The sequence below is a fragment of the Ruegeria sp. E1 genome, from assembly GCF_056534225.1.
On record NZ_JBQFPE010000001.1, the window covers coordinates 342512 to 366821 of the forward strand.

A 24310-nucleotide genomic window follows, 5' to 3' on the forward strand; every position below is an offset into this window, starting at 1 on the left:
CGAAGATGACCGGAAATGCCCGCAAAAAAGCCAGTGATTTTGATCCCCGAATCCTCGAAATTTTTGATGGATATGTGCACGGCACGATGTCCAAGCGTGAATTCATCTCGAAGGCAGGGAAATACACTGCTGCCGGAGTGACCGGCGCGATGATCCTGGATCAGCTACAGCCCAACTATGCCTGGGCGCAGCAGGTCGCGCCGGATGATCCGGACATCGAAACCATGGTGGTCCAGTTCGACAGCCCGGATGGACATGCCGAAACAAGCGGTTTGATGGCGATGCCTGCCAATGCGACCGGTAAGCTGCCTGCCGTCTTGGTCGTGCACGAGAACCGAGGGCTGAACCCCTATATAGAAGATGTTGTACGTAGGGCGGCAAAAGCCGGGTTTCTCGCCTTTGGTCCGGATGGCCTGTCGCCTCTGGGCGGCTATCCCGGCACCGACGAGGAAGGGCGCGAGATGCAGCGCTCGATGGATCGCGAAAAGCTTATGGCGGATTTCTTCGCGGCCTATGAGTTTTTGCGCGATCACGACCTTTCAACCGGCAAGATCGGTGCCGTCGGGTTCTGCTATGGCGGAGGGGTATGCAACGCGTTGGCGGTGGCTTACCCCGACCTTGCGGCCTCGGTGCCGTTCTACGGGCGCCAGCCTGCGGCCGAAGATGTGCCGTCAATTGAGGCACCGTTGATGATCCACTATGCCGGGCTGGATGAGCGTATCAACGCCGGTTGGCCTGCCTATTCCCAGGCGTTGGGGGCCAATCAGAAGAAGTTCACCGTGCATTTCTACCCGGACGTGAACCATGGGTTCCACAACGATACGACACCTCGGTATGATGAGACTGCGGCCACTCTGGCGTGGAAGCGCACGATCGCGTTTTTCAATAACTACCTGACTTAAGTTATTGAAAACAAAAAACCCTCGCCGAGCGTGCCGGCGAGGGTTTTTCTTGGTCAGGCAGAAAAGACTATTCTTCGTCTTCCTCGCCTTGGTCTGCAATCCAAGCGACACTAACGACTTCTTCGCCCTGGCCGGTGTTGAACACCTTGACGCCACCCGCGCTGCGGGACCGGAACGAGATGCCGTCCACCGGCACCCGGATCGATTGCCCTTTGGATGTCGCCAACATGATCTGGTCATCGATCTCAACCGGGAACGAGGCTACAAGCTCTCCTCCGCGCATGGCCTTGTCCATGGCTGCGACGCCCATGCCACCGCGTCCGCGAACGGGGTAGTCGTGGCTTGAGCTCAGCTTGCCCGCCCCGCCGGTTGTGATGGTCAGGATCAGGTTCTCCGCCGCCGACATTTCGGCATAGCGCTCCTGCGTGATGGTACCGGGGGTTGCTTCGTCCTCGTCCGTCTCGCCATCGTCGGCAATCCCAGCTACGGCGCGGCGCATCTTGAGATAGGCGGCACGCTCATCCGAGGCGGCCTCGAAATGGCGGATTACTGACATTGAAACCACACGGTCGCCATTGGTCAGCTTGATGCCGCGCACGCCGGTGGATTCGCGCGAGTTGAAAACGCGTACATCAGTGGTGCGGAAGCGGATCGCGCGGCCCGAACTGGTGACCAGCATCACGTCTTCATCCTCGGAACAGATGCGGGCATTTACCAGTTCAACACCCTCGGGCAGTTTCATCGCAATCTTGCCGTTGCGGCGGACATTGGTGAAGTCCGACAAGCGGTTGCGTCGCACGTCGCCCGCGCTAGTGGCAAAGACGATTTGCAAGTTTTCCCATTCTTCGTCCGGTACATCGACCGGCATGATCGCCGCGATGGACACCCCGGTCGGGATCGGCAGGATATTGACGATCGCTTTGCCCTTGCCGGTGCGGCTGGACTGCGGCAGGCGCCAGGTCTTGAGCTTGTAGACCATCCCTTCGGTCGTAAAGAACAGCAACTGCGTATGGGTGTTGGCGACGAAGAGGTTGGTAACCACATCCTCTTCCTTGGTCTGCATCCCCGAAAGGCCCTTGCCGCCGCGCTTTTGCGCCCGGAAATCGGCCAGCGGCGTGCGCTTGATATAGCCGCCCGAGGTGACGGTCACGACCATGTCCTCACGCTCGATCAGGTCTTCGTCTTCCATGTCACCGGACCAGTCGACGATCTCGGTGCGGCGGTCGACGGCGAATTGCTCGCGTACGCTGCGCAGTTCATCGCCGATGATCGACATGATGCGCTCGCGCGAGGACAGAATATCCAGATATTCCTTGATCTTGGCGGCCAGTTCTTCAAGCTCGTCAGTGACCTCTTTGACGCCCAGTTGGGTCAGGCGCTGCAGGCGCAAGTCAAGGATGGCGCGGGCCTGAACCTCGGTCAGGTTATAGGTGCCATCGTCGTTCATCTTGGACAGAGGATCGTCGATCAGGCGCAGATAGCCCTCGATTTCAGAGGCGGGCCAGCGGCGGGTCATCAGCTTTTCTCTCGCCTCGGCGGCATCTGCTGACGAGCGGATGGTGGCAACCACTTCGTCGACGTTCGACACGGCCACGGCCAGACCACACAGGATGTGGCTGCGCTCGCGGGCTTTGCGCAGGTCATAGGCGGTACGACGAGCGACCACGTCCTCGCGGAAGTCGATGAAGGACGTCAGGAACCGGCGCAGAGTCAACTGCTCGGGCCGACCGCCGTTCAGGGCCAGCATGTTGCAGCCGAACGAGGTCTGCATCGGCGAAAAGCGGTAAAGCTGGTTCAGCACCACTTCGGGCGTCGCATCGCGTTTCAGCTCGACCACCACGCGCACGCCGTTCCGGTCGGATTCGTCCTGCACATGGGCGACGCCTTCGATGCGCTTTTCACGCACAGCCTCGGCGATCTTTTCGATCATCGCGGCCTTGTTCACCTGATAGGGAATCTCATCCACGACAATGGCGTAACGATCCTTGCGGATTTCTTCGGTGCGTGTTTTGGCGCGAATGATGACGCTGCCGCGACCCTCCAGATACGCTTTGCGCGCACCGGAACGGCCCAGCATCACACCGCCGGTCGGGAAGTCAGGGCCGGGGACGTATTCGATCAGTTGCTCGGAGGTCAGGTCAGGGTCGTCGATCAATGCCAGTGTAGCGTCAACGACCTCACCCAGGTTGTGCGGCGGAATGTTGGTCGCCATACCCACGGCAATACCGCCGGCTCCATTGACCAGCATGTTCGGAAACCGCGCGGGCAAGACCGTCGGCTCCCGGTCCTTGCCATCGTAGTTGTCCTGAAAATCAACCGTCTCTTTTTCGATATCGGCCAGCAGGGACGCGGCGGGTTTGTCCATCCGAACTTCGGTGTAACGCATGGCTGCCGGGTTATCGCCGTCCATCGAACCAAAGTTGCCCTGACCGTCCAGCAACGGCAGCGACATCGAGAAATCCTGCGCCATCCGCACCAGCGCGTCGTAGATCGCACTGTCGCCATGCGGGTGGTACTTACCCATCACATCGCCGACCGGGCGTGCCGACTTGCGGTACGCCTTGTCGTGGGTGTTCCCGGTTTCGTGCATGGCGTACAGAATCCGCCGGTGCACCGGCTTCAGCCCGTCACGCAGATCGGGGATCGCGCGGCTGACGATGACTGACATCGCATAGTCCAGATAGGACGTGCGCATCTCGGATTCGATTGAGACCGTCGGGCCGTCATAAACGGGGCGCTCGGGCGGGGTTTCATCCATGTTTTCAGGGATTTCTGGCGTATCGCTCACGTAAACTGCCCGTGTCTTGTTCTGGGTCTATATCTTGTGGATGCACCTTATCAGACCCAGCATATAAGGTGCAAGCAAGCAACGTATATGCGCATGAAAAACCCCCGTAACATCAGAGTAACATATTGTTAACTAAGGATTAGGAGGTTTTCGTGTTACCATACAGAGACCTTGCAAGAAAAGTGGAGGTCTGCATGGAGCAAAGCGAAACAGAGTTAATGCTCAAGGGGTACGGGCTGACAACGGCAGAATTTTTCTATCACATGCCCGATTACATTCATGTATTGAACACGTTCATTTGGCAGGATTACGATCTTGCACCGGATCACCCGAAATTGTTCGATTTTATAGATTTCTGGCAAAGAGAGATCGAAGGGCCGCTGCATTCGGTCCGGTTCACGCATCGAAAGATGATCGCTCCGGGCGAGTGGCGGAACATGGTGGGCGAGTTTCGGGTGAACTAACCCTGGCTGTTATCCAAAAGCGATTGTTGCGCATCCATATGCTCGGACGAGGGCAGCATCAGTGAATCCGACCCATCGTTGGCCTCGTTGCCCGCGCTTGTGGCGACCAGCGTTGAGCGTTCAGCCAGATCGGCAGCTTCGATTGCATTCAGAAAGCGCGTGGCATAGCCCGCAATCTCGAATGCGCGGTCCAGGATGTTGACGGTGCGCCGGGCCTGAAAAAAGTCCTGATCCTGTTCGTTGACATAATGCGGCAACCCATGGCCGTCGCGGTTGAAATCGCCTGCCATCATGCCGCCAACCAGAACCTGAATGGCAATATCCGCATTCAAAGCAAGATCAGGTTCGCGTACAAGCGGAACGCCCAGTTTGTTTTCCTGCGTCTGATAATTGCTGCGCCAGGTCAGTTGCACATAGCCCCTGCCATAATAGGCGTGACCATGCGGCGGAACGGATTGGGCATAGGGTTTGTGGCTGAGCCGGGCGCGGGCCTGAGCGTCTGAGTTCGCAAACGTCTCACGCACCGGATTCATATCGCGACCGACTTCTGTCAGAACCGTCGCGAGGATGTAGGCAAGTTGATTGCGCGGGTTATCGGGGTGCGCGTTGTCCCAGAACCCGAGAATGACGTTGATATTGTCCACCGCGCTTTGCGACAGTCTTCCCCCGTACAGAGAATGGCGGATGCGGTTGAAAAATACGCTATGATCCAAAACGAAACTCCTTAAAACGCCACTGATTTCACCCAGTGGGTAAGGTGAAAAAGTCTTGAATAGCAGGTTTTGAAGGGAACCGTTAGTATTTTAAGCGGGGCATCAGCCCGAACAGCTCGCGCCGCCCAGAACGCAGAACTTGGCGCAATGGGGATGGTTCAGGTGTACGTCGGCCTCGGCTTCGGCCAGGGTTGTGCCCATCTCGAACTCGGGTGCGTAAGGGAGCAAAGTACAGGCTAGAACCGCCGGCTGGTCTGCGCCTTTGCGTTTGACCACCATGCGCGCGCTTGCACACATCACCGCGTCTGGAGATTTGTCCAGAATGCCCCAGCAAGCCGTGGTGATTTCCGGAACCTCGACAGTTTCATCCATTTCAGGGAACAGAACGGTTTGCGCCGGGTTGTGCGCGTCGATCGCAAATCCATGCTCGGCAAAGAACGCCGCATATCCTGCACGGCTTTCGGCGTCGGTATCGCCCCAGACGGTGCGTCCGGCGATGGCCATGTTGAACCCGTTGTCGCGCAGCCACTCCATCCCGATGAGGGTCTTGGCAAAGCTGCCTTTGCCGCGCTCTTCATCATGCAGTTCGGGGCGGTAGTGATCGACCGAGACTCGCAGGGTCAGCTTGCCGCCATGGTCGCGCTGTAGGTCCAGCAACCCTTCGCGCATCTTGCGCCGCATCATCGGCAGCATCGCGTTAGTGAGGATCAGAACTTCGTACCCACGCGCCAGCGCAGCGCGGGTCATCTCGATCATCTCGGGATTCATGAAGGGTTCGCCACCGGTAAAGCCAATCTCGCGAATGGGCCAGTTGCGGTCTTCGATCTGATCCAGATAGTCTTCGACCTCGGCCGCTGTGATGTAAATCAAAGCATCATTGGTGGGGCTGCTATCGATATAACAGTTCACGCATTCGATGTTGCACAAGGTTCCGGTGTTGAACCAAAGCGTTTCCGGATGGGTCAGGGCGACCGTTGCCCGGGTCTGACCATCGGTTGTCACCAATTTGTTTTGAAACTTGCCGATATTGGCGACCTGAGGGGCGTTGTCTTTCATTCCCGTATCCGGTTTTGTGCAGCGATCCGACTGATCTAACCTTTTGCTGCGCAAGGGGGAAGCAGGATACGACCGTGCTGACAGAGTTTTGATGACGTGAATTCTCTGTCTTTGATTGCGCTAACATTGGACATGCCGAAAGGGGCAGGGTAAGGACGAAGCATGGTTTCTCGTGTCATTCCAGTCGACCCATTTGATCTGGTCATATTTGGCGGAACCGGCGATCTGGCTCGGCGCAAGATCCTGCCGGCCCTGTATCGTCGTTTTTGCGCCGGACAGTGGCCCGAGGGTGCCCGGATCATCGGTGTGGCGCGTAGCGAATTGAACAGTGACGAATATCGCGATCTTGTGCTGCAGGCTTTGCAGGATTCGGTTTCAAAAAGCGATGATGCGTCCTTGACCGAGTTTCTGCGGCGGCTCGACTATGTTCCGCTGGATGCCCATTCCAACGCAGGTTGGGGCAGTCTGGCCGATATGGTCTGCGACGACCGCGTTCGGGCGTTCTATTTCTCGGTCGGGCCAGAATTGTTCGGCCCCCTTGCTGAACGAATTCAGGTGCACGACTTGGCAAACGCGAACACTAGGATCGTTGTGGAAAAGCCGTTTGGACACGATCTGGGGAGTGCCAAGGCCCTGAATGCGACGCTGGCAGCACATTTTGACGAAAGCCAGATTTACCGGATCGACCATTATCTGGGCAAGGAGACGGTTCAGAACCTGATGGCCGTTCGGTTCGGCAACATGTTGTTCGAGCCGCTTTGGAACAGTCAGTATGTAGATCACATCCAGATCACAGTGGCTGAAACCGTCGGGATCAACGGGCGTGAGGCCTATTACGAGCACGCCGGGGCCATGCGCGACATGGTGCAGAATCACCTGATGCAGCTTTTGTGCCTGATCGCGATGGAACCACCTGCGAAGTTCGATCCTGACGCGGTACGGGACGAAAAGCTGAAAGTCATCCGCGCACTGGACCCGGTTGAGCCGCATCATATCGTGCGGGGGCAGTTTTCGGCAGGGCCGGATGGGCCGGGGTATCGCGATGTGGTCGGCAATCCGCGCTCGATTACGGAAAGCTATGTTGCCTTGCGGGCGCATGTCAGCAACTGGCGGTGGGCGGGCACGCCGTTTTATCTGCGTACCGGCAAGCGGTTGGTGGCTCGGTCCTCGGTCATCAACGTGATGTTCAAGGATGCGCCGCACTCGATCTTTGGTGAAGAGGCGGGTCGTCATGCCAACGTGCTGTCAATCCGGCTGCAGCCGAACGAGGGCATAACACTGAAGGTCACGATCAAGGAACCGGGGCAAGGTGGGATGCGACTGGTGGATGTACCGCTGGACATGAGTTTTGCCGAAGCGCTGGGGCCGGAAAATCAGGATCCACCCGGAGCGTATGAGCGGCTGATCATGGACGTGATCCGGGGCAACCAGACCCTTTTCATGCGCGGGGACGAGGTCGAGGCGGCGTGGGCCTGGACCGATCCGATCATCGCCGGATGGCGGGCGCGGGGCGATGTGCCCAAACCTTATGACAGCGGCAGCACAGGGCCGGGCGACGCCGAGCTGCTGATGAAACGGGATGGTCGCCACTGGCAGGGAATAAAGCCATGATAATTCAGGAATATGCCGATCGGGACATGTTGGCCATCGACGTTGCAAATGCGTTGGCCGGGGATATCGAATCCGCCTTGTTGCATCATGACAAGATCGCTTTGGCCGTTCCGGGTGGGACAACACCCGGTCCCGTTTTTGATGGCTTATGTGCAGCGGATCTGGAATGGGACCGTGTCCGCGTACTGCCCACCGATGAACGCTGCGTGGCCAGCGACGACGACCGCTCGAACGAAAAGCTGATCCGGGCGCGGTTGCTGACCAATCGGGCCTCCGTTGCTGAGTATGTTCCGTTGTACGTAGCTGGCCGCGACCCCGAGGATGCGCTTGCTGAAATCGAAACGCTAATTACGCCGGTTCTGCCGCTGTCCGTTTTGGTGCTGGGTATGGGCGAAGATATGCACACTGCTTCGTTGTTCCCGGGTATGGCAGGGTTGAAGGCTGCGCTGGACAGCAATGCCCGTACACTGGCCGTAGCACGGACCGAAGTGCAGCCAGAGCCAAGGATTACACTCACAGCGCCGGTGCTAGAGGGCGCTCTGTCCAAGCATCTAATCATCTTTGGTGCTGCCAAACGCGACGCGCTGGAGCGCGCCATGACGCTGCCGCCGGAAGAGGCACCAATCTCAGCCGTTCTCAGCGGCATGACAGTCCATTGGGCGGAGTGATGACTATGCAATTGGACGCATTGAAAGCCCTTGCTGAGACCCACGCCGATCGTCGAATTCTGAGCCTGTTCGACGCCGATCCCAAACGTGCGCAAATGTTTTCGGCATCGACCGGCGATATGGTGTTTGACTATTCAAAAACGGCCATCGATGCCGAAATCCGTACAGCGCTGATCCGACTTTGCGACGAAGCAGGATTATCCGAACGTCGTGGCGCGATGTTTGCGGGCCAAAAGATCAATGAAACCGAAGATCGAGCTGTTTTGCACACGGCATTGCGCAATCTTGACGGCGGCGCGGTCGAAGTTGACGGGCAGGACGTGATGCCCGGTGTGCTTGAGACACTACAGCGAATGCGTGTCTTTGCAGAAGAGGTGCGCGGTGGTGCGGTTCAGGGGGTCGGGGGCAGTTTTACAGATGTCGTAAATATCGGCATTGGTGGTTCTGATCTGGGGCCGGTCATGGCGACCCATGCCCTTGCCCCTTATCACGATGGGCCAAGGGTGCACTATGTCTCGAACGTGGATGGTGCCCATATCGCGGATACGTTGCGGCAGCTTGATCCGAAACGGACGCTGATCGTTGTTGCCTCTAAAACCTTTACGACCATCGAGACCATGACAAACGCGCGCACCGCACGCGCCTGGATGGTGGACGGCGGCGGCGATCCGTCACGGCAATTCGCGGCAGTGTCCAGCGCGTTGGACAAAACCGAAAGCTTTGGCATCCCGTCCGAGCGTGTTTTTGGCTTTGCCGATTGGGTCGGAGGGCGCTACTCGGTCTGGGGGCCAGTTGGCTTGCCTGTCATGATCGCGGTCGGATCAAACGCCTTTGACGCCTTTCTGCGCGGCGGGCAGGCGATGGACCTGCACTTTCGCTCGGCGGACTGGGTAGAAAATATGCCGGTGATGCTGGCGCTGGTTGGCATTTGGCATCGGCAGGTTCTGGATCACTCCAGCAGGGCAGTATTGCCTTACGATCAACGTTTGCTACGCCTGCCGGCCTACTTTCAGCAGCTTGAAATGGAATCAAACGGAAAATCCGTGGCAATGGATGGCAGTTCCCTCACCGTGCCGTCAGGCCCCGTCGTCTGGGGAGAGCCCGGCACCAATGGGCAGCACGCGTTCTATCAGTTGATCCATCAGGGAACCGATACGATCCCATGTGAATTCATGGTCGCCGCTGACGGGCACGAACCAGAGCTGGCGCACCACCATCGATTGTTGCTGGCCAATTGTCTGGCTCAGTCCGAAGCGTTAATGCGGGGCAGATCTCTGGACGAAGCACGCGCGCGCATGGCCGAAAAAGGATTGCAGGGTGACGAGTTAGAGCGTCAGGCGCGGCACCGGGTTTTTTCCGGCAATCGTCCGTCGACGACCTTGATCTATCCCAAGCTCACTCCTTTCGTGTTGGGGCAGATCATTGCGCTATACGAACATCGCGTGTTTGTCGAAGGTGTCCTGTTGGGGATCAATTCGTTCGACCAATGGGGTGTGGAATTGGGTAAGGATCTGGCAACCTCGCTGGGCCCTGTTGTGGATGGTGAGGTAGGCACCGTGGGCAAAGATGGATCGACCGCAGCTCTGGTCGAATTTGCCTTGCGCCATCGTGAATAGAGAACACGCCTTTCGCTAGGCATTTGATCACAATCCACATTCTTTTATTGTCAGACAATTAAAACATTGGCAGGCTTACTGCCAATGAAGCGCGCTGTGTCATGTGCCCAAATTAGCCCGGGTGTGTGGACCAGAATGGTGCGATGCCAACAATGGGAGGATGTCCATGCTGGGACAGATGATGACGCAGCCGCTGCTGATTTCGTCACTGATTGATCATGCCGAGCGGTATCACGGTCAAACCGAGATTTATTCGGTGGAATCAGATGGCAGCGTGACCCCAACCAACTGGGGTGGTGTCGCAGGAAATGCCCGGCGGCTTGGGTCTGCGCTGACAAAGTTGGGGCTGGCACCACAGGATCGCGTTGCGACACTTGCCTGGAACAACAGACGGCATTTGGAAATCTATTTCGGGGTCTCTGGCGCCGGGTTCGTGTGTCATACAATCAACCCGCGTCTGTTTCCCGAACAACTGACATACATCTTCAACCACGCGCAGGATCGTGTTCTGTTCTTTGACGCCACCTTTCTGCCGCTGGTCACAGCTCTGCGTGAGCATCTGACGACAGTTCAGCACTTTGTTCTTATGGGCGCGCGCGATGACGAGGTTTTATCGCAACTACCCGGCGTTCAGTTCTATGACGAATTGATCGAAACCGGAGATACGGGATTCGATTGGCCCGTATTTGATGAAAACACGGCCTCAAGCCTCTGCTACACGTCTGGTACGACGGGCAATCCCAAGGGCGTGTTGTATTCCCATCGCTCGACCCTGTTGCATAGTTTCGCCTCGAATACGCGCGATGTGATCGGATACTCGGCAATGGACGTCGTGATGCCTGTTGTTCCGATGTTCCACGTCAATGCATGGGGTTCGCCCTATGCCAGCGCGATGTCCGGATCGCGGATGGTTTTGCCCGGTCCCGATCTGAGCGGTCAGGCGCTGGTTAATCTTATCGACACCTATGGCGTGACGCTGGCGATGGGGGTTCCCACCATCTGGCAAGGGCTGTTGGCCCATGCCGCCGCGTCCGGTTCGCCGCTGACAAGTCTGAACCGCACGGTTATCGGCGGGGCCGCTTGCCCGCCTTCGATGATTGAAACTTTCCGCGAAGACTACGGCGTCGATACCGTCCACGCCTGGGGTATGAGTGAGATGAGCCCGCTGGGTACTACCAATTATCCGCTGGCGAAACATCTCAGCTTGCCTGCGGAAGAGCAGCACAAACTGCGCGAAAGCCAAGGGCGACCGCCTTTCGGCGTTGAGTTGAAAATCGTCGATGATGACGGCAATGATTTGCCGCATGACGGTGAAACTCAGGGCGATCTGATGGTGCGAGGGCACTGGGTTCTGGACAGCTATTTCGAGATGCAGGATCAGGCACTGCTGGACAACGGCTGGTTCGCCACGGGCGACGTGGCGACGCTGGACCCGGACGGGTATATGACGATCCGCGATCGGTCCAAAGACATCATCAAATCGGGGGGCGAATGGATCAGTTCGGTTGAACTGGAAAACATCGCAGTGGCGCATCCAAAACTGGCAACCGCCGCTGTGGTTGGCGTGCCGCATCCAAAATGGGACGAAAGACCGCTGTTAGTTGCGGTCAAGGCCGAAGGGCAGGAGCCCAGCGAACAGGAACTGCTGGAGTATTTCGACGACAAGATCGCGAAGTGGCAGGTGCCGGATAAGGTTGTCTTTGTAGAGGCCCTGCCGCTAAACGCCACTGGCAAGGTCCTAAAGCGCAACCTGCGTGCGGATTTCAAGGATGCTCTGACCGAGTGAGTTTGGAAGAATGGCTCCGGCGGTAGGGATCGAACCTACGACCAATTGATTAACAGTCAACTGCTCTACCGCTGAGCTACGCCGGAACGGTTCGCGCCGTATAGCAATCCGGTTTCACCGCGTCCAGAGGGGGAAAGAGTTTTTTCGACGAAAAAACTTGTCCGTGTTCTATGGCCCGCGAAGTGCCTATTTGTCGTTGTGCACGGGAAATTTTGGCTCCGGCGGTAGGGATCGAACCTACGACCAATTGATTAACAGTCAACTGCTCTACCGCTGAGCTACGCCGGAACTGAGGGCGCGTATAACAACCCGGATTCTGGTCGTCCAGAGGGGAAGCGCATCGTGCGAAAAAAATTTGATCGTTAAGCGAGCCTTCGGAATTTCGCGGTGACTGACAGCTTGGGATCGGCACTCACGAGGGACCGATTGGTCAGATCAATCAGATGTGCAAACACATTGCGCTCAGCCGCAGGCAGCAACGCATCAGGAGTGTCGGTATAGACGCGTCGGGTCAGGTCTTTGACGGTTGCCGCGCGATCTTCCAGCGCCGCAAGGATCTGCGCCTCGCGTCCATTGCGGTGCTTGATCAACCATTCCAGGCGCGCGTCAGGATCGGTGATGGGTGCGCCATGGCCCGAGTGGAACACCGACCAGTCCCGCCCGCGCAACTTGTGGCAGGCCGCCATGAAGTCTGTCAGATCGCCGTCAGGTGGGGACACAAGCGAACTGGCCCAGCCCATTACGTGATCGGCCGTAAAGCAGATATCGCCCCAAGCGAGGGCGACGTGATTGCCAAGATGACCCGGAGTATGGATTACCTCCAGAGTCCAGTCATCGCCATGGATCAACTCTCCGTCCGACAGTTCTGTGTCAGGGCGGAATTCTTTGTCGATGCCTTCGCCTCCCCCTGACAGGCCATCAAGCGCCAATCGGGTCATCACCTCACTGCGACCGGCATCCGGCCCACCAAAGGCGAGGATCGGAGCGCCGGTTTTTTGCGACAGCGGCGCTGCCAGCGGGGAATGATCCAGATGGGTGTGCGTAACCAGAATATGGCTTATGCGCTGGCCCATATCCAAGGCACCCAGAATCGCCGTCAGGTGCGCATCATTTAGCGGTCCGGGATCGATTACGGCGATGTCGCCTTCTCCGACCAGATAGGTATTGGTACCTCGATAGGTCATCGGAGACGGGTTCGGCGCAAGAACCCGGCGGAGGCCAGCCGAGAGCGTGACGGCCTGACCGGGGCGGGGATTGAAATCGTCGGGTGCCTGCATTCTGACCTCTTTCTCTTACCCAGTCGGCCCGCTAGGTTTAGCCCATGTATTCGCGATGGCTCAAACCCTATATGCCGCGCAGCCTGTACGCACGGGCTGCTTTGATTCTGGTCTTGCCGGTTGTTGTCGTATTGTTGGTTGTCTCAATCGCCTTCATGCAAAAACATCTAGAGGATGTGACGGCGCAAATGACCAGAAATGCCGTACGCGAGGTTAATCTGATCACCGATGCCATGGCAGGGTCGGAAACTCAGCAACAAGCTCTTGCAGCAGCACGACAAGATCTGAGCGGGTTGCAGATATCCGCGCGATTCCTTGGGATTAGCGAAGAGCCTGAAGTTGGTCGCCGTCGTTGGTACGATTTCATTGCCCCGCAGGTGGTCTCCGAACTGCGCAGTCTTTTGCCGGACTTTGTCGCCATTGCACTGCCGCGTGGGCAGCCGGTGCGCCTATATCTTTCAACAGATCTGGGCACGCTTGAGATGGCTTTTGAACGTCGCCGTCTCTCTCCGGTCGCGCCCCATCAGTTGATTGTGACGATGGTGTTTTTTGCGGTTCTCATGACCTCTATCTCCTTTTTGTACATGCGCAACCAATTACGGCCAATCACGCGTCTGGCCGCCGCCGCGCAGGCGTTTGGCCGGGGGCGCGTGGTGCCTTATTCCCCCAGTGGGGCGATCGAGGTTCGCGCTGCGGGAAGCGCATTTGTTGATATGCGTACCCGGCTTGAGCGGCAGATGGAGCAGCGCACGCTGATGCTGTCGGGTGTCAGTCATGACCTGCGCACGCCCCTGACGCGGCTCAAGCTGGGACTGTCGTTGTTGCCTGAGGACGACGCCGAACCGCTGCTGAAAGACGTCAATGAGATGCAGTCATTGCTGGACGCATTTCTCGATTTCTCGCGCGGCACTGCCGAAGGCGCGCCGGAAACAATCGAGCCGGAACCCTGGCTGCGTCAGATCACGGACGACGCTTTGCGTGCGGGCCATGATGTGAACCTGACTTCGGTCGAAGGGCAGGGGACGGCGTCACTGCGTCCAACTGCGATGCGGCGTGCGGTAGAAAATCTGATCGGAAACGCCGTGCGATATGGCACACGCGCAGAGGTTAGCCTGAAACTGACGCCGAAATCCCTGCGTATCCGCGTGGAAGATGACGGGCCCGGCATACCCGCCGATCAACGGACCGAGGCCGTAAAACCCTTTACCCGGCTTGATCCTGCCCGCAATCAGAATCAGGGCAGTGGCGTCGGGTTGGGCCTGGCGATCGTTGCAGATATCGCGCGGGCGCATGGTGGCACTCTACGGCTGGGCAAAAGCGAAAGCCTTGGCGGGCTGTGCGCCGACATCATCGTGGGCCGTTAGCCTGGCATTAGAAATAATAATGCCGATAAAAGAACGAATCCGGCATGTGTTCGTTGTAGTACCCGGTCTCTTGCAGGTCCCGAGCAATCTTCAGATCCGCCTCTCGCTGCTTTCGTTTCTCAGCCGCTCTTTTTTCCCGCCTTGCTTTTCTGTCTTCTGCAGAGGCGAACAGGCGCGAGACAATACCGCCATCGATCATGTTGTCTGTGTTTGCCATCCACGTATCCTCCGTAAGCCGGTAATGCATAGATGGCTGGTGAAAATGAGGTTTGAATCATGGGGAGATGAAACTTCGTTCATCTACGTTTTCTTGCGGGGCTTTGGATGATCTAAGCGGTCAAACGGGCGTGACACATACTCCGAATTCAGTTGCTGTGGCTTCCGCTAACAAATTCATTTCGCGGTGTGTGAACGAATTCACTGCCTGCAACTGCAGAATCGCTGATGATCTAAGTATTCGAGTTTCGACTATTTTAAAGATTTATTTGATTTTCAAAGAAAGGGATTGGTCTAAGGCAGCGTCACTGCCTCATGTTGACCTTGTTGGCAAAGTCGCTGATTTCAAAAGTAAATACAGAACATCGCCATCTCGCAAATGCTAGAGAGTGAACGGCGGTGTGGGAGGGGTCGGACGAGGGGGTTTGACTGACCCCTCCCTCAACTTCCTTGCCTGAGTGTGTTCGGGCGCGACGTCCTTTGCATTGTCGCAGGAACGCAACGCAGAGGTATTGTTCCACAAACTAACGCCATTGCTTTATACCGACCACTCATTCTGAAATGTCGTGGATGCAGGTCAGGGAAATTGGCGGTTTTGGTAGGCCCGGCAGGACTTGAACCCGCAACCAAAGCGTTATGAGCGCTCTGCTCTAACCAATTGAGCTACAGGCCCGCCTGAGGGCCCTGCGTACCATGATCTTGGCCCGCGTCAAGCCTGACCGTTGCAACAAGCCGCACAATCGACTAACCCGCGCGGGAAAGCACCAGTGAGGGAATGGCCATGACAGCGGGCAAGAACGGAATCACCTATGCCGATGCAGGCGTGGACATCGATGCAGGTAACGCTCTGGTCGACCGCATCAAGCCTGCGGCCAAACGAACCAACCGCCCCGGCGTGATGAGCGGTCTGGGTGGGTTTGGTGCTCTTTTCGATCTCAAGGCTGCGGGGTACACGGACCCTATCCTAGTTGGTGCAACGGATGGTGTTGGCACCAAGCTTAGGATCGCGATTGACACGGGCGTTGTTGACGGCGTCGGCATCGATCTTGTTGCGATGTGCGTCAATGACCTGATTTGTCAGGGTGCCGAGCCGCTGTTCTTTCTTGACTACTTCGCCACCGGCAAGCTGGACACAGGCACCGCCGCGCGGATCATCGAAGGCATCGCCGAAGGTTGTGCGCAATCGGGCTGTGCACTGATCGGCGGCGAGACCGCCGAGATGCCTGGTATGTATCCGGAGGGCGATTTCGACCTGGCCGGGTTCTCGGTCGGGGCGATGGAGCGTGGCGCGACTTTGCCCGATGGCGTTCAGGAAGGCGATGTGCTGCTGGGCCTGGCATCGAACGGAGTACATTCGAATGGCTATTCGCTGGTACGTAAGCTGGTCGAGATGTCGGGGCTTGGCTGGGATGCCGACTCGCCGTTCGGGGGTGGGTCGTTGGGTGAAGCTCTGCTGACGCCGACTCGCCTTTATGTGAAACCGGCGCTGGCTGCGATCAGGGCAGGGGGCGTACACGCGCTGGCCCATATCACGGGTGGCGGTCTGACCGAAAACCTGCCACGCGTCCTTCCCGAGACCCTGGGTGCCCAGATTGACCTGAACGCATGGGAATTGCCGCCCGTCTTTTCGTGGATGGCGGCAACGGGTGGCATCGCCGAGGGAGAGATGCTCAAGACCTTCAACTGCGGGGTTGGTTTGATTGTCGTCTGCGCAGCGGATCGCGCTGACGATCTGGCTGCGTTGCTATCGGACACTGGCGAAAACGTAGCTCGTATAGGTGCGGTGACGGCGCAGGCAGGTATTACCTACTCGGGTAAACTGCTGTGAGCCATAAACGCGTCGCCATTCTGGTTTCGGGCGGCGGGTCGAACATGGTCGCGCTGGCGGACAGCATGACCGGAGATCATCCCGCTCGGCCTTGTCTGGTATTGTCCAACGACGCACAGGCCGGTGGACTGCGCAAAGCAGTAGATCGCGGCATACCAACAGCAGTAATAGATCACCGCCCCTTCAACGGCGACCGCGCAGCGTTTGAAGCTGAACTGCTGAAACCCTTGTTGCAGGCCAAGCCTGATATTGTCTGTCTGGCTGGCTTCATGCGGGTTCTGACCGCCGATTTCGTGTCAGAGTTTCAGGGCAGGATGTTGAATATCCATCCGTCTCTGTTGCCGAAATACAAGGGGCTGCATACTCACGCGCGCGCGATTGAGGCCGGGGATGCTGAACACGGTTGCACGGTGCATGAGGTGACTGCGGCGCTGGATGATGGTCCGATATTGGGACAAGCACGGGTAAAGGTTGAAGATCCAGATACGCCCGAGACGCTTGCGGCGAGGGTTCTGGTCTGTGAGCACCAACTCTATCCCGCAGTGCTGAAACGATTTGCTGCTGGGGACAAGACGCCGGTTCTGTTGCCTTAACAATTTACGGGTGATTTACACGGCATCGTTATTCGGCCTATGGTCGCGTGCAACGCTCGGAACGAGGACAAAAGACGGGCAGTACCAATAAACAAGAGCAAGAACAGCACCACGCATGAGAACCCTGACAACCACGCAAGAGCTGGCCGATTTTTGTTCGGCCGCCTCGAAACATCCTTACGTTACCCTTGATACCGAATTTCTGCGCGAGCGGACGTATTATTCCAAGCTCTGTCTGGTTCAGCTTGCCTATCCCTCGGACGAAGAAGACAGCGCTGTACTTGTTGACCCGCTAGCAGACGGGATGTCACTGGAACCGCTTTATGAGCTGTTTCGCAATGAGGGCATCGTCAAGGTTTTCCACGCCGCGCGCCAGGATCTCGAGATTTTTTGGGTCGAGGCGGGCGTTTTCCCGACACCGCTGTTTGATACTCAGGTTGCGGCCATGGTCTGCGGCTTTGGCGAGCAGGTCGGTTACGAGACTCTGGTGCGCAAAATCTGCAAAGAAGGGGTCGATAAGTCCTCGCGCTTTACCGACTGGTCTCGCCGCCCTCTGAGCGATGCGCAAAAGACCTATGCGCTGGCGGACGTTACCCATCTGCGGAAAATTTACGAACACCTCGCTGCCGAGCTGGAAAAGACCCGACGCAGCCACTGGGTTGCGGAAGAGCTGCGTATTCTCACGCAACCTGCAACCTATGATATCCAACCCGAGGACGCGTGGCGTCGCGTCAAAACCCGCACGAATTCGGCCAAGTTTCTTGCGGTGGTGCGCGAGTTGGCACAGTTCCGCGAAGGATATGCGCAGGAAAACAATGTTCCTCGTAATCGCGTGTTCAAGGACGATGCGTTGATCGAGATGGCCTCGACCAAGCCCAAATCGCCGTCTGATCTTGGCGGATCGCGCCTGTTGCTACGCGAGGCACGCAAAGGACCGATTGCGGATGGAATTCTGGCCGCTGTAAAACGCGGTGTAAATTGCCCTGCGGACAAATTGCCTAAGGTGGACAACAGCCGCGACAAGCTCAAGGTCAATCCGGCGCTAGCTGATTTGCTGCGGGTCTTGCTGAAATCCAAAACCGAAAGCTCGGGCGTGGCGGCCAAACTGATCGCCACCAGCGCGGATCTGGATCAGATCGCCGCTGGTGAACGTGAATTGCCCGCAATGTCAGGCTGGCGGTTTGAGGTATTTGGCGAGGACGCTTTGAAGCTTTGCGAAGGCAAGATCGCTTTGGCGGCCAAAGGTCAGACGGTTCGGGTCGTTTCCCTGTAACGGCGGCTTAGCGGCGACGCGATTCCAAGGCGTTCTGCTGACCGACCACACGAACCAGGCGGACACCTTCCAGATCTTTGCGGCTTAGGGTGATCGCGTCCGAGACCATGCGGGACCGGGGCGTGCCTTGCGCTGTTGCATATGGCGGATAATTCACGCGAAAGGTGTATTCCAACACGCCATTTTTGGCGTTCTCTTCGCTTTTGACGCGGGTCAGTTGGGCGTTGAACGCGCCCTGACGATTGGCTGTTCCGGCGGCGTAAACAATTGCGCCTGTTGGCGTGGCGTTTATCCGAAGCTCATCAATAACGGTGATCGGAATGCTGGTATCTTCCGGGTCTGGTCGTGAAAACAGGCCTTTGCCATTCCCTTGATCGGGAATCAGAGCATCGGCATCAGTTGTTGAAACCGGCGCATCGGTCGAGGTGCTGCTACCAAACCAGTTTGACGGGTTAGCACGAGAATCTCTCCAACTGCTGCAGGCGGACAGGGCCAGAGTGGACACCAGAAGAACAGAGACGGTTTTGTACATGGACCCAACACTTTGCACGACTTGACTTGCATCGGGTTAACGCAAAATCCATAGCTTGAAAAGCCACGGCAGGGACTGGACAGCCGGTTAAGCTGGGCATAGGTCACAATTGTGATCGCGTAACGCAAGGATAACTCAATCATGGCTACACCCGCCTTTGAAGAGATTGTCGAGGATTTCGAGTTCCTTGAGGACTGGGAAGACCGGTATCGCCATGTGATTGAACAAGGCAAGGCGATGGAGCCGCTGGATGAGGCGTTCAAAGTGCCCGCCACCAAGGTCAATGGATGTGCAAGTCAGGTCTGGCTACACCCTACGATCGAAGGCGGCACTTTCACGTTCGACGGCGACAGCGACGCGCTGATTGTGCGCGGGCTGATTGCAGTATTGCGGACGTTGTACAATGGACTACCGGTGGCCGAGGTCGGCAAAGTGGATGCCGGGGCGGAACTGGCGCGGCTTGGCCTGCACGATCACCTGTCGGCGCAGCGCTCGAACGGGCTGCGCGCCATGATCGAGCGTATTCGCGAGGTCGCACTGGCAAGCGTCTGATGGTGTGAATCAACCACGCTTGGCCCAATCGGCCAGTGTGGTTTCCAGATCACCATAGCCGGTCATCCGACGTTCGAAAGTCAGACCCATCTTATCCGCACAATCCATCGCACGACGAGTCAGTTCAGGATCGTCGGTCTGGGCTTGATACACCAGCTTGGTGTAGTTGCCGAAATACATGTCCCGCAGCTCAGGGTGACGGTCTAGGCCAAGAGGCTTCCAGACGAACGCATCGAACTGGCGGGCCAGAAAGTCGGTTAGATAAAAGGCGGTTGTCTCATCGTCTTGATGTTGGGCAAACCGGTCATTGCCTTCGAAGAAGGAATAGCAATGCGGGCCCTTGACCATTTCAACCCCCAGACGTTCGCACGCCTGTTGCAGTAGCCCTCCGGTCCCGCAATCGGCGTAGACAACATAGATTTGGTCGTATTGATCGCGATGTTTCGCAACCGCGTCTTCGACTGCTTGAGTTATCTTTTCAGGGTATACATGGAAGATCGCAGGCAGGCAGGTCAGCGCCATATGATCCCAGCCATTACGTTTTTTCAGGTCCAGTATCTCGCGTGCCAACGCGCCACATGCCAGCAACAAGATACCCCCGGCGCGACCAGGTTCAGTGTAACCTGTCGTAGTCAGGCTGGCATCATCTGGTAATTCGTTCTGCGGCATCCGTCCAATCCTGTGGCCATGGTCCCATCAAAGAACCATCCCCGGATCAAGGCAAGCCCGGTTCCGACATCCTTTGTCAGGCGACCGACGCCAAAGTCTCATGCGCCAAAAGCGACGGCCTTGCCGATGGGCCATAGGCGGTAAGGCCATACCGCGCCAGTTCAGGGAAAAGCGACAGGATCTCTTGCCGGGTTGCATCTTCGAAGCTGTTCCAGCCCAGTATGCCGGGATGAAAGCTCTCGCTCAGGCAGCCTTCGGCCCAAACGAGTTCGTGCTGATCGAACATCAGATGATAGTACGTCACCTGACCGCCGGGTTGCAGCACGATGTCGCGACCGTTTACCAATTGGCGGGCGGGGGCAAGTGCTTCGGCGTGGCCCGTGTTCAATTCGACCCGCCAGTTGTTGATCAGCATTCGGTGCTGTTGCGAGACCAGCAGATCGCGGTCATTGCCGATGGCGCCCGCTTTAAACAGGACCGGCGCAAACGCGTCTTGCGCGTCAACGGTTCGGTTTCCAATCCAGCGGATGGGTTGCATCCCGTGATCAAGGGTTTCGACCCGATCGCCCTGACGCAGATCTTCAACCGCAACCTTGCCACGCCCGGTCGCGATCAGGGTGCCGCGGGTGAAGCACGGAACAAGTTCCCAGTCTTCACGGTTAGCCGTCAGGCCCGAAAAGGTGTTTCCGTTGAGGCTGTCGAGGGAAATCGACTGGATTGGCCCGGCTTCCAGCGCGTCCTGATCCGCATTGGGCGAGAATTCCGGCATCAGATAGGTGTTGCCGTTGACATCCTGCGCAATCACGGCGGTGATTGTGGCAGTCGTTCCATCGATATAGGTGATGGTCGCGTTGTAAATCGAAGTGCCGTCAAAAGATTGCGGGGGGCCGCCATCGATCGAGAACCGATCATTCCCGGCGTTATTCATATTGTAGACCCCACCTGGATTCCCTACCGGGCTCCAGGTGACGGCATCGGCGAGCAGGGCGTCGCCTGGCCCGCCGAATGTCAGCCCGACAAGGGCCGAGGCGTTTTCTGCGGTGTTGTTTCCTTCGACAGTGTCGATATCGGCGAGATTGCCAAGAAAGATTGCTGTGAATGTGGTGGGCACGTAAACCTCGGGTAACTCGTAAATTTTGGGCTTTCTAGCATGAGAACGGCCTGTCTACAAATCGCGTTTGGCTAAAATTCTTCAAACAAAAAAGGCCGCCCGAAACGGGCGGCCTTGTCTATCTATTGTGAAGCGTTCTTCAGCCAGCCAGTTGATTGTGCTTGCGCGATACAAAGTCCTTGGCCATTTCCACGGCCACAGCAGCGTCGCGGCAATATCCGTCGGCACCGATGGCTTTGCCGAATTCCTCGTTCAGGGGCGCACCGCCAACAAGAACGATGTAGTCGTCGCGCAGGCCCTGTTCGACCATCGTGTCGATTACGACCTTCATGTAAGGCATCGTTGTGGTCAGCAGGGCCGACATGCCCAGAATATCCGGTGCTTCGGTTTCCAGTGCCTCAAGGTAGTTTTCGACCGGATTATTGATGCCGATATCGACAACCTCGAAACCTGCGCCTTCCATCATCATCGAGACAAGGTTCTTGCCGATGTCGTGGATGTCGCCCTTGACGGTGCCGATCACCATCTTGCCGACGCGCGGTGCGCCGGTTTCGGCCAGCAGAGGCTTGAGGATTGCCATGCCGCCCTTCATCGCGTTTGCCGCCAGAAGAACTTCGGGTACGAACAGAATGCCGTCGCGGAAGTCATGGCCAACGATGGTCATACCGCCCACAAGCGCCTTGGTCAGGATGTCGTATGGTGTCCATCCGCGTTCCAGCAGGATGTTCACACCTTCTTCGATCTCTTCTTTCAGACCGTCGTAAAGGTCGTCGAACATTTGTTCGACAAGCTCTTCGTCGTTGAGTTCGGACAGGACGATATCTTCTTCGTCTGACATGGGGCGATTCCCTGTGCTGTTAGGTCTGTGACCTATAATGGCGATTTTTTCCGTTTTGGCCATTTCGTCGCAGGTCTACTTTGACGATTGCGACCTCGGTTGCTCCGGGACCGACCTCTTTACAGTTTGTGAGCCCGGTCATCGGAAATTTTTTGCAATGTTTCCTGTGTGGAATTCACTTTTCCCCCAAATGTCTACGAGGGCGCGCCAACCGGATCGCGGGTCGATCAAATTACCACCAGCCTTGCAAATTGTCTGCGAGGCATCTACGTTCTTAGAAAAGAACAAAAAGCGAACAAATGATCAGTCATTCAAAGCCAAAAGGTCGCGGCGTAAGCTCGAATAACGCGGGTCGTTTTGAGAGGTTTGCAACTGTTGCGACTGATGACGGCTGGGAAATCGAAGAAGATCTTCCACCTTTGCGCACCGACGTTCGGGATGAAACGGCACGCAGTCTGATTACCTACAACAAGTCGCCGGATCTGCCGTTCGACCGGTCCATCAACCCCTATCGCGGCTGCGAGCATGGCTGTGTTTATTGCTTTGCGCGTCCAACGCACGCTTATCTGGGATTGTCGCCGGGGTTGGATTTCGAAACCCGTCTGGTGGCACGACCCAATGCGGCTCAGGTTTTGCGGCGCGAACTGTCAAGGCGAACGTATAAGGTGGCTGCGATGGCGATCGGGACCAATACCGATCCTTATCAGCCCATAGAAAATACCCGTAAGATTACAAGGCGTTGCCTTGAAGTTCTGCGCGATTTCCAACATCCGGTAGGTATTGTTACCAAAGGCGCGTTGATTGAACGCGACATCGATATTCTCGCACCAATGGCCAAACAAGGGCTGGTGCGTGTTGGCGTTTCGCTCACCACGCTTGATGCCGATTTGTCGCGATGCATGGAGCCGCGCGCACCCGCGCCAAAGCGGCGATTGCGTGTGATCGAGCGGCTGACGGCAGCGGGGATTCCGGTGCGGGTCATGACTTCTCCGGTTGTTCCCGGTCTGACGGATCACGAACTCGAACACCTGCTTGAGGCCGGACAGCAGGCTGGTGCAGATGCCGCAAGCTGGATCATGTTGCGTCTTCCGCGTGAGGTGTCAGAGCTTTGGCAAAGCTGGCTTGCCGAACACCTGCCGGGCCGCGCTGGCAAGATCATGTCCCGGCTTCGCGAAATGCACGGCGGCAAGGATTACGACCCGCGTTGGGGGCACCGGATGCGAGGAGAGGGAGAGTATGCGGCGATCATAGCGCAGAGGTTTTCCGCGGCCTGCAAGCGGTTGGGCCTGCAGATCAAATCGGCGCCACTGCGGTGCGATCTGTTCCGCGTGCCGCTGCAACCGGGCGATCAGATGAGCCTGTTCTAAGGCCGAAGTCAAAAGCTTATACCAATTCCCGCAGTAAATCCGTTGACGGTATCGCTGCCGTAGTAACGTATCATGATGCGCGTCGTCGTTACCCAGGGCACCCAGGTATCGGACAGATCAACCTCGATCCCGCCGCCAACGCGGGCGAGCCAATTTGTGCCTAACACGATGGACTGGTCGCCGATCAGATAGGAATAAGACAGGTCTCCGACCCAGCGGACGGGGCGGCCAAACATGCGCTTACCTGTTGGAAACCGATACCGCGTCCATAGAACTGCATTGGCGGCTGTGGATTGGACCAGCAGATCTTCGTCATCGCCGATTGGCCAATATTCGATATGGGTATAGCGAAAGCTTGCCTCAAACTCGCGATCATTCGAAAGCGGGCGGGCATAATCAAGTGTCAGCGATCCGCCCGCGCCACCAGCCCAAAGCCCGCCGCTTTCGACAAAATCACGCTCGATGCCCAAAAGATTGGCCGCGACCTGGGTCGCGATCGAGGCGTCTGATTGCGTACGTCCAACCGAGATATGCGCCATCGGGGTCAGCTTCCAACGCTCGCCAAGATCGAACTGGTATCCAACGCCGCCAGTTGCAACAACACTGGTCCATTTCAGCGGTAGCCGGGTGGTATTTCCTGTTCCCGAAAAGGTCAGGACAGGGTCGTAGCGCGCATAGCCGATGTATCCTTCCAGATAGATCGGAACCCCTTCTGCAAGCCGAAATCCACCACCAAGCTGGGCTGATTTGAAGTCATAATCACGATTACTGGTATCCGATTGCAGTGAAATGGCGCTGGCTGAATCGTCGGGTATTCCAGCAAGACCCATCACGGCCAGCGATCCGGCTGCATTTTCACGCTGCAGCCTTTTGAACGCATCTTCAATGATGCCCTGAGCATAGGCCGGAGAGCAGACTACAACGGCCAGAAGGGCCAGTACGAGGGGTCGAAATGTCATCGCAACACGGCTTAAGAGTTATGCGGGCAACATATTCACGGTGATCTCTACGGGAAAGTCATCGGAGCGGCCGTTTGTGATTTTACACAAGGCTGACAACAATTCGGTAACACCGAAGGTCAAAAAA

Annotated in this window: 22 protein-coding genes and 3 tRNA genes; 12 read left to right on the plus strand and 13 right to left on the minus strand. The window is 57.2% G+C overall.

Features of this window, described 5'->3' with window-relative positions:
* The first annotated feature begins 5 nt into the window (after nt 1-5).
* A complete protein-coding gene (gene yghX / locus ACR0FG_RS01730) occupies nt 6-902 on the plus strand; it encodes a YghX family hydrolase (RefSeq protein ID WP_480889431.1) in 897 nt (298 codons plus the stop codon).
* A 67-nt stretch (nt 903-969) separates the two neighbouring features.
* On the opposite strand, the gene gyrA is transcribed toward yghX, so the two are convergent.
* Nucleotides 970-3690, minus strand: a complete 2721-nt coding sequence (gene gyrA, locus ACR0FG_RS01735; protein WP_480889433.1) for a DNA gyrase subunit A — start codon at nt 3688-3690, stop codon at nt 970-972.
* A 194-nt stretch (nt 3691-3884) separates the two neighbouring features.
* On the opposite strand from gyrA, the gene ACR0FG_RS01740 reads away from it, so the two are divergent.
* Nucleotides 3885-4154 (plus strand): usg protein, encoded by a 270-nt coding sequence (locus ACR0FG_RS01740; RefSeq protein ID WP_170711841.1) that lies wholly within the window; start codon nt 3885-3887, stop codon nt 4152-4154.
* Here the strand turns inward: ACR0FG_RS01740 and ACR0FG_RS01745 are convergent.
* The gene (locus ACR0FG_RS01745; RefSeq protein WP_480889437.1) at nt 4151-4867 is read right to left on the minus strand and encodes a glycoside hydrolase family 19 protein; all 717 of its coding nucleotides are present in this window, start codon (nt 4865-4867) and stop codon (nt 4151-4153) included. The genes ACR0FG_RS01740 and ACR0FG_RS01745 overlap by 4 nt on opposite strands.
* 102 nt (nt 4868-4969) lie before the next feature.
* Nucleotides 4970-5923 carry a radical SAM protein gene (locus tag ACR0FG_RS01750; protein WP_480889439.1) on the minus strand — a complete coding sequence of 318 codons (954 nt, stop codon included), beginning with the start codon at nt 5921-5923 and terminating at the stop codon, nt 4970-4972.
* Nucleotides 5924-6085: 162 nt separating this feature from the next.
* Between ACR0FG_RS01750 and zwf the strand changes: the two genes are divergently transcribed.
* The 4 genes from zwf to ACR0FG_RS01770 all read left to right on the plus strand — a co-directional run bounded on the left by zwf (nt 6086) and on the right by ACR0FG_RS01770 (nt 11604).
* A complete protein-coding gene (gene zwf, locus ACR0FG_RS01755) occupies nt 6086-7534 on the plus strand; it encodes a glucose-6-phosphate dehydrogenase (protein ID WP_480889441.1) in 1449 nt (482 codons plus the stop codon).
* On the plus strand, nt 7531-8202 hold the full coding sequence (pgl, locus tag ACR0FG_RS01760; RefSeq protein ID WP_170711850.1) for a 6-phosphogluconolactonase: 672 nt from the start codon (nt 7531-7533) through the stop codon (nt 8200-8202). The genes zwf and pgl overlap by 4 nt, the downstream gene beginning before the upstream one ends.
* 5 nt (nt 8203-8207) lie before the next feature.
* Entirely contained in the window at nt 8208-9818 is a 1611-nt protein-coding gene (gene pgi / locus ACR0FG_RS01765; protein ID WP_480889443.1) for a glucose-6-phosphate isomerase, read from the plus strand.
* A 166-nt stretch (nt 9819-9984) separates the two neighbouring features.
* Nucleotides 9985-11604 (plus strand): long-chain-fatty-acid--CoA ligase, encoded by a 1620-nt coding sequence (locus tag ACR0FG_RS01770; RefSeq protein WP_480889446.1) that lies wholly within the window; start codon nt 9985-9987, stop codon nt 11602-11604.
* An 11-nt stretch (nt 11605-11615) separates the two neighbouring features.
* On the opposite strand, the gene ACR0FG_RS01775 is transcribed toward ACR0FG_RS01770, so the two are convergent.
* The 3 genes from ACR0FG_RS01775 to ACR0FG_RS01785 form a co-directional block, all read right to left on the minus strand.
* Nucleotides 11616-11690: transfer RNA gene (locus ACR0FG_RS01775), tRNA-Asn, on the minus strand.
* A gap of 127 nt (nt 11691-11817) precedes the next feature.
* A tRNA-Asn gene (locus tag ACR0FG_RS01780) sits at nt 11818-11892 on the minus strand.
* 74 nt (nt 11893-11966) lie between these two features.
* Nucleotides 11967-12881, minus strand: coding sequence for an MBL fold metallo-hydrolase (locus ACR0FG_RS01785; protein WP_480889448.1), 915 nt, complete (start codon nt 12879-12881; stop codon nt 11967-11969).
* 44 nt (nt 12882-12925) lie between these two features.
* Between ACR0FG_RS01785 and ACR0FG_RS01790 the strand changes: the two genes are divergently transcribed.
* Nucleotides 12926-14245 carry an ATP-binding protein gene (locus ACR0FG_RS01790; RefSeq protein ID WP_480889450.1) on the plus strand — a complete coding sequence of 440 codons (1320 nt, stop codon included), beginning with the start codon at nt 12926-12928 and terminating at the stop codon, nt 14243-14245.
* A gap of 7 nt (nt 14246-14252) precedes the next feature.
* Here ACR0FG_RS01790 and ACR0FG_RS01795 read toward each other — a convergent pair whose 3' ends face one another.
* Nucleotides 14253-14462 (minus strand): hypothetical protein, encoded by a 210-nt coding sequence (locus ACR0FG_RS01795; RefSeq protein ID WP_480889452.1) that lies wholly within the window; start codon nt 14460-14462, stop codon nt 14253-14255.
* Between the two features lie 595 nt (nt 14463-15057).
* A tRNA-Ile gene (locus ACR0FG_RS01800) sits at nt 15058-15134 on the minus strand.
* Between the two features lie 108 nt (nt 15135-15242).
* Between ACR0FG_RS01800 and purM the strand changes: the two genes are divergently transcribed.
* The 3 genes from purM (at nt 15243) to rnd (ending at nt 18155) form a co-directional block, all read left to right on the plus strand.
* Nucleotides 15243-16289 carry a phosphoribosylformylglycinamidine cyclo-ligase gene (gene purM / locus ACR0FG_RS01805; RefSeq protein WP_480889454.1) on the plus strand — a complete coding sequence of 349 codons (1047 nt, stop codon included), beginning with the start codon at nt 15243-15245 and terminating at the stop codon, nt 16287-16289.
* Complete coding sequence (gene purN, locus ACR0FG_RS01810; protein WP_480889456.1) at nt 16286-16882, plus strand: phosphoribosylglycinamide formyltransferase; 597 nt, start codon at nt 16286-16288, stop codon at nt 16880-16882. The genes purM and purN overlap by 4 nt, the downstream gene beginning before the upstream one ends.
* Before the next feature lie 115 nt (nt 16883-16997).
* Nucleotides 16998-18155 (plus strand): ribonuclease D, encoded by a 1158-nt coding sequence (rnd, locus tag ACR0FG_RS01815; RefSeq protein WP_480889459.1) that lies wholly within the window; start codon nt 16998-17000, stop codon nt 18153-18155.
* 7 nt (nt 18156-18162) lie between these two features.
* Here rnd and ACR0FG_RS01820 read toward each other — a convergent pair whose 3' ends face one another.
* Nucleotides 18163-18687 (minus strand): hypothetical protein, encoded by a 525-nt coding sequence (locus ACR0FG_RS01820; RefSeq protein ID WP_170711867.1) that lies wholly within the window; start codon nt 18685-18687, stop codon nt 18163-18165.
* A gap of 141 nt (nt 18688-18828) precedes the next feature.
* Here ACR0FG_RS01820 and ACR0FG_RS01825 point away from each other — a divergent pair, with 141 nt between their 5' ends.
* The gene (locus tag ACR0FG_RS01825; protein ID WP_170711869.1) at nt 18829-19239 is read left to right on the plus strand and encodes a SufE family protein; all 411 of its coding nucleotides are present in this window, start codon (nt 18829-18831) and stop codon (nt 19237-19239) included.
* A gap of 9 nt (nt 19240-19248) precedes the next feature.
* On the opposite strand, the gene ACR0FG_RS01830 is transcribed toward ACR0FG_RS01825, so the two are convergent.
* The 3 genes from ACR0FG_RS01830 to ACR0FG_RS01840 form a co-directional block, all read right to left on the minus strand.
* Entirely contained in the window at nt 19249-19908 is a 660-nt protein-coding gene (locus ACR0FG_RS01830; RefSeq protein WP_480889461.1) for a DUF1638 domain-containing protein, read from the minus strand.
* A 76-nt stretch (nt 19909-19984) separates the two neighbouring features.
* Entirely contained in the window at nt 19985-21019 is a 1035-nt protein-coding gene (locus ACR0FG_RS01835) for a Hint domain-containing protein (RefSeq protein ID WP_480889464.1), read from the minus strand.
* A 139-nt stretch (nt 21020-21158) separates the two neighbouring features.
* Entirely contained in the window at nt 21159-21857 is a 699-nt protein-coding gene (locus ACR0FG_RS01840) for a cobalamin B12-binding domain-containing protein (RefSeq protein WP_170711876.1), read from the minus strand.
* A 299-nt stretch (nt 21858-22156) separates the two neighbouring features.
* Between ACR0FG_RS01840 and ACR0FG_RS01845 the strand changes: the two genes are divergently transcribed.
* Nucleotides 22157-23224, plus strand: a complete 1068-nt coding sequence (locus ACR0FG_RS01845) for a PA0069 family radical SAM protein (RefSeq protein WP_480889467.1) — start codon at nt 22157-22159, stop codon at nt 23222-23224.
* 8 nt (nt 23225-23232) lie between these two features.
* Here ACR0FG_RS01845 and ACR0FG_RS01850 read toward each other — a convergent pair whose 3' ends face one another.
* The gene (locus ACR0FG_RS01850) at nt 23233-24183 is read right to left on the minus strand and encodes an autotransporter outer membrane beta-barrel domain-containing protein (RefSeq protein ID WP_170711880.1); all 951 of its coding nucleotides are present in this window, start codon (nt 24181-24183) and stop codon (nt 23233-23235) included.
* Nucleotides 24184-24310 lie beyond the last annotated feature (127 nt).

Bases quoted from the DNA above. Each gene is read 5' to 3' on its own strand.
- yghX (WP_480889431.1), top strand. From the start codon at position 6: ATGACCGGAAATGCCCGCAAAAAAGCCAGTGATTTTGATCCCCGAATC.
- ACR0FG_RS01740 (WP_170711841.1), top strand. From the start codon at position 3,885: ATGGAGCAAAGCGAAACAGAGTTAATGCTCAAGGGGTACGGGCTGACA.
- ACR0FG_RS01750 (WP_480889439.1), bottom strand. From the start codon at position 5,923: ATGAAAGACAACGCCCCTCAGGTCGCCAATATCGGCAAGTTTCAAAAC.
- zwf (WP_480889441.1), top strand. From the start codon at position 6,086: ATGGTTTCTCGTGTCATTCCAGTCGACCCATTTGATCTGGTCATATTT.
- pgl (WP_170711850.1), top strand. From the start codon at position 7,531: ATGATAATTCAGGAATATGCCGATCGGGACATGTTGGCCATCGACGTT.
- pgi (WP_480889443.1), top strand. From the start codon at position 8,208: ATGCAATTGGACGCATTGAAAGCCCTTGCTGAGACCCACGCCGATCGT.
- ACR0FG_RS01770 (WP_480889446.1), top strand. From the start codon at position 9,985: ATGCTGGGACAGATGATGACGCAGCCGCTGCTGATTTCGTCACTGATT.
- ACR0FG_RS01785 (WP_480889448.1), bottom strand. From the start codon at position 12,881: ATGCAGGCACCCGACGATTTCAATCCCCGCCCCGGTCAGGCCGTCACG.
- ACR0FG_RS01790 (WP_480889450.1), top strand. From the start codon at position 12,926: ATGTATTCGCGATGGCTCAAACCCTATATGCCGCGCAGCCTGTACGCA.
- ACR0FG_RS01795 (WP_480889452.1), bottom strand. From the start codon at position 14,462: ATGGCAAACACAGACAACATGATCGATGGCGGTATTGTCTCGCGCCTG.
- purM (WP_480889454.1), top strand. From the start codon at position 15,243: ATGACAGCGGGCAAGAACGGAATCACCTATGCCGATGCAGGCGTGGAC.
- rnd (WP_480889459.1), top strand. From the start codon at position 16,998: ATGAGAACCCTGACAACCACGCAAGAGCTGGCCGATTTTTGTTCGGCC.
- ACR0FG_RS01820 (WP_170711867.1), bottom strand. From the start codon at position 18,687: ATGTACAAAACCGTCTCTGTTCTTCTGGTGTCCACTCTGGCCCTGTCC.
- ACR0FG_RS01825 (WP_170711869.1), top strand. From the start codon at position 18,829: ATGGCTACACCCGCCTTTGAAGAGATTGTCGAGGATTTCGAGTTCCTT.
- ACR0FG_RS01830 (WP_480889461.1), bottom strand. From the start codon at position 19,908: ATGCCGCAGAACGAATTACCAGATGATGCCAGCCTGACTACGACAGGT.
- ACR0FG_RS01840 (WP_170711876.1), bottom strand. From the start codon at position 21,857: ATGTCAGACGAAGAAGATATCGTCCTGTCCGAACTCAACGACGAAGAG.
- ACR0FG_RS01845 (WP_480889467.1), top strand. From the start codon at position 22,157: ATGATCAGTCATTCAAAGCCAAAAGGTCGCGGCGTAAGCTCGAATAAC.
- ACR0FG_RS01850 (WP_170711880.1), bottom strand. From the start codon at position 24,183: ATGACATTTCGACCCCTCGTACTGGCCCTTCTGGCCGTTGTAGTCTGC.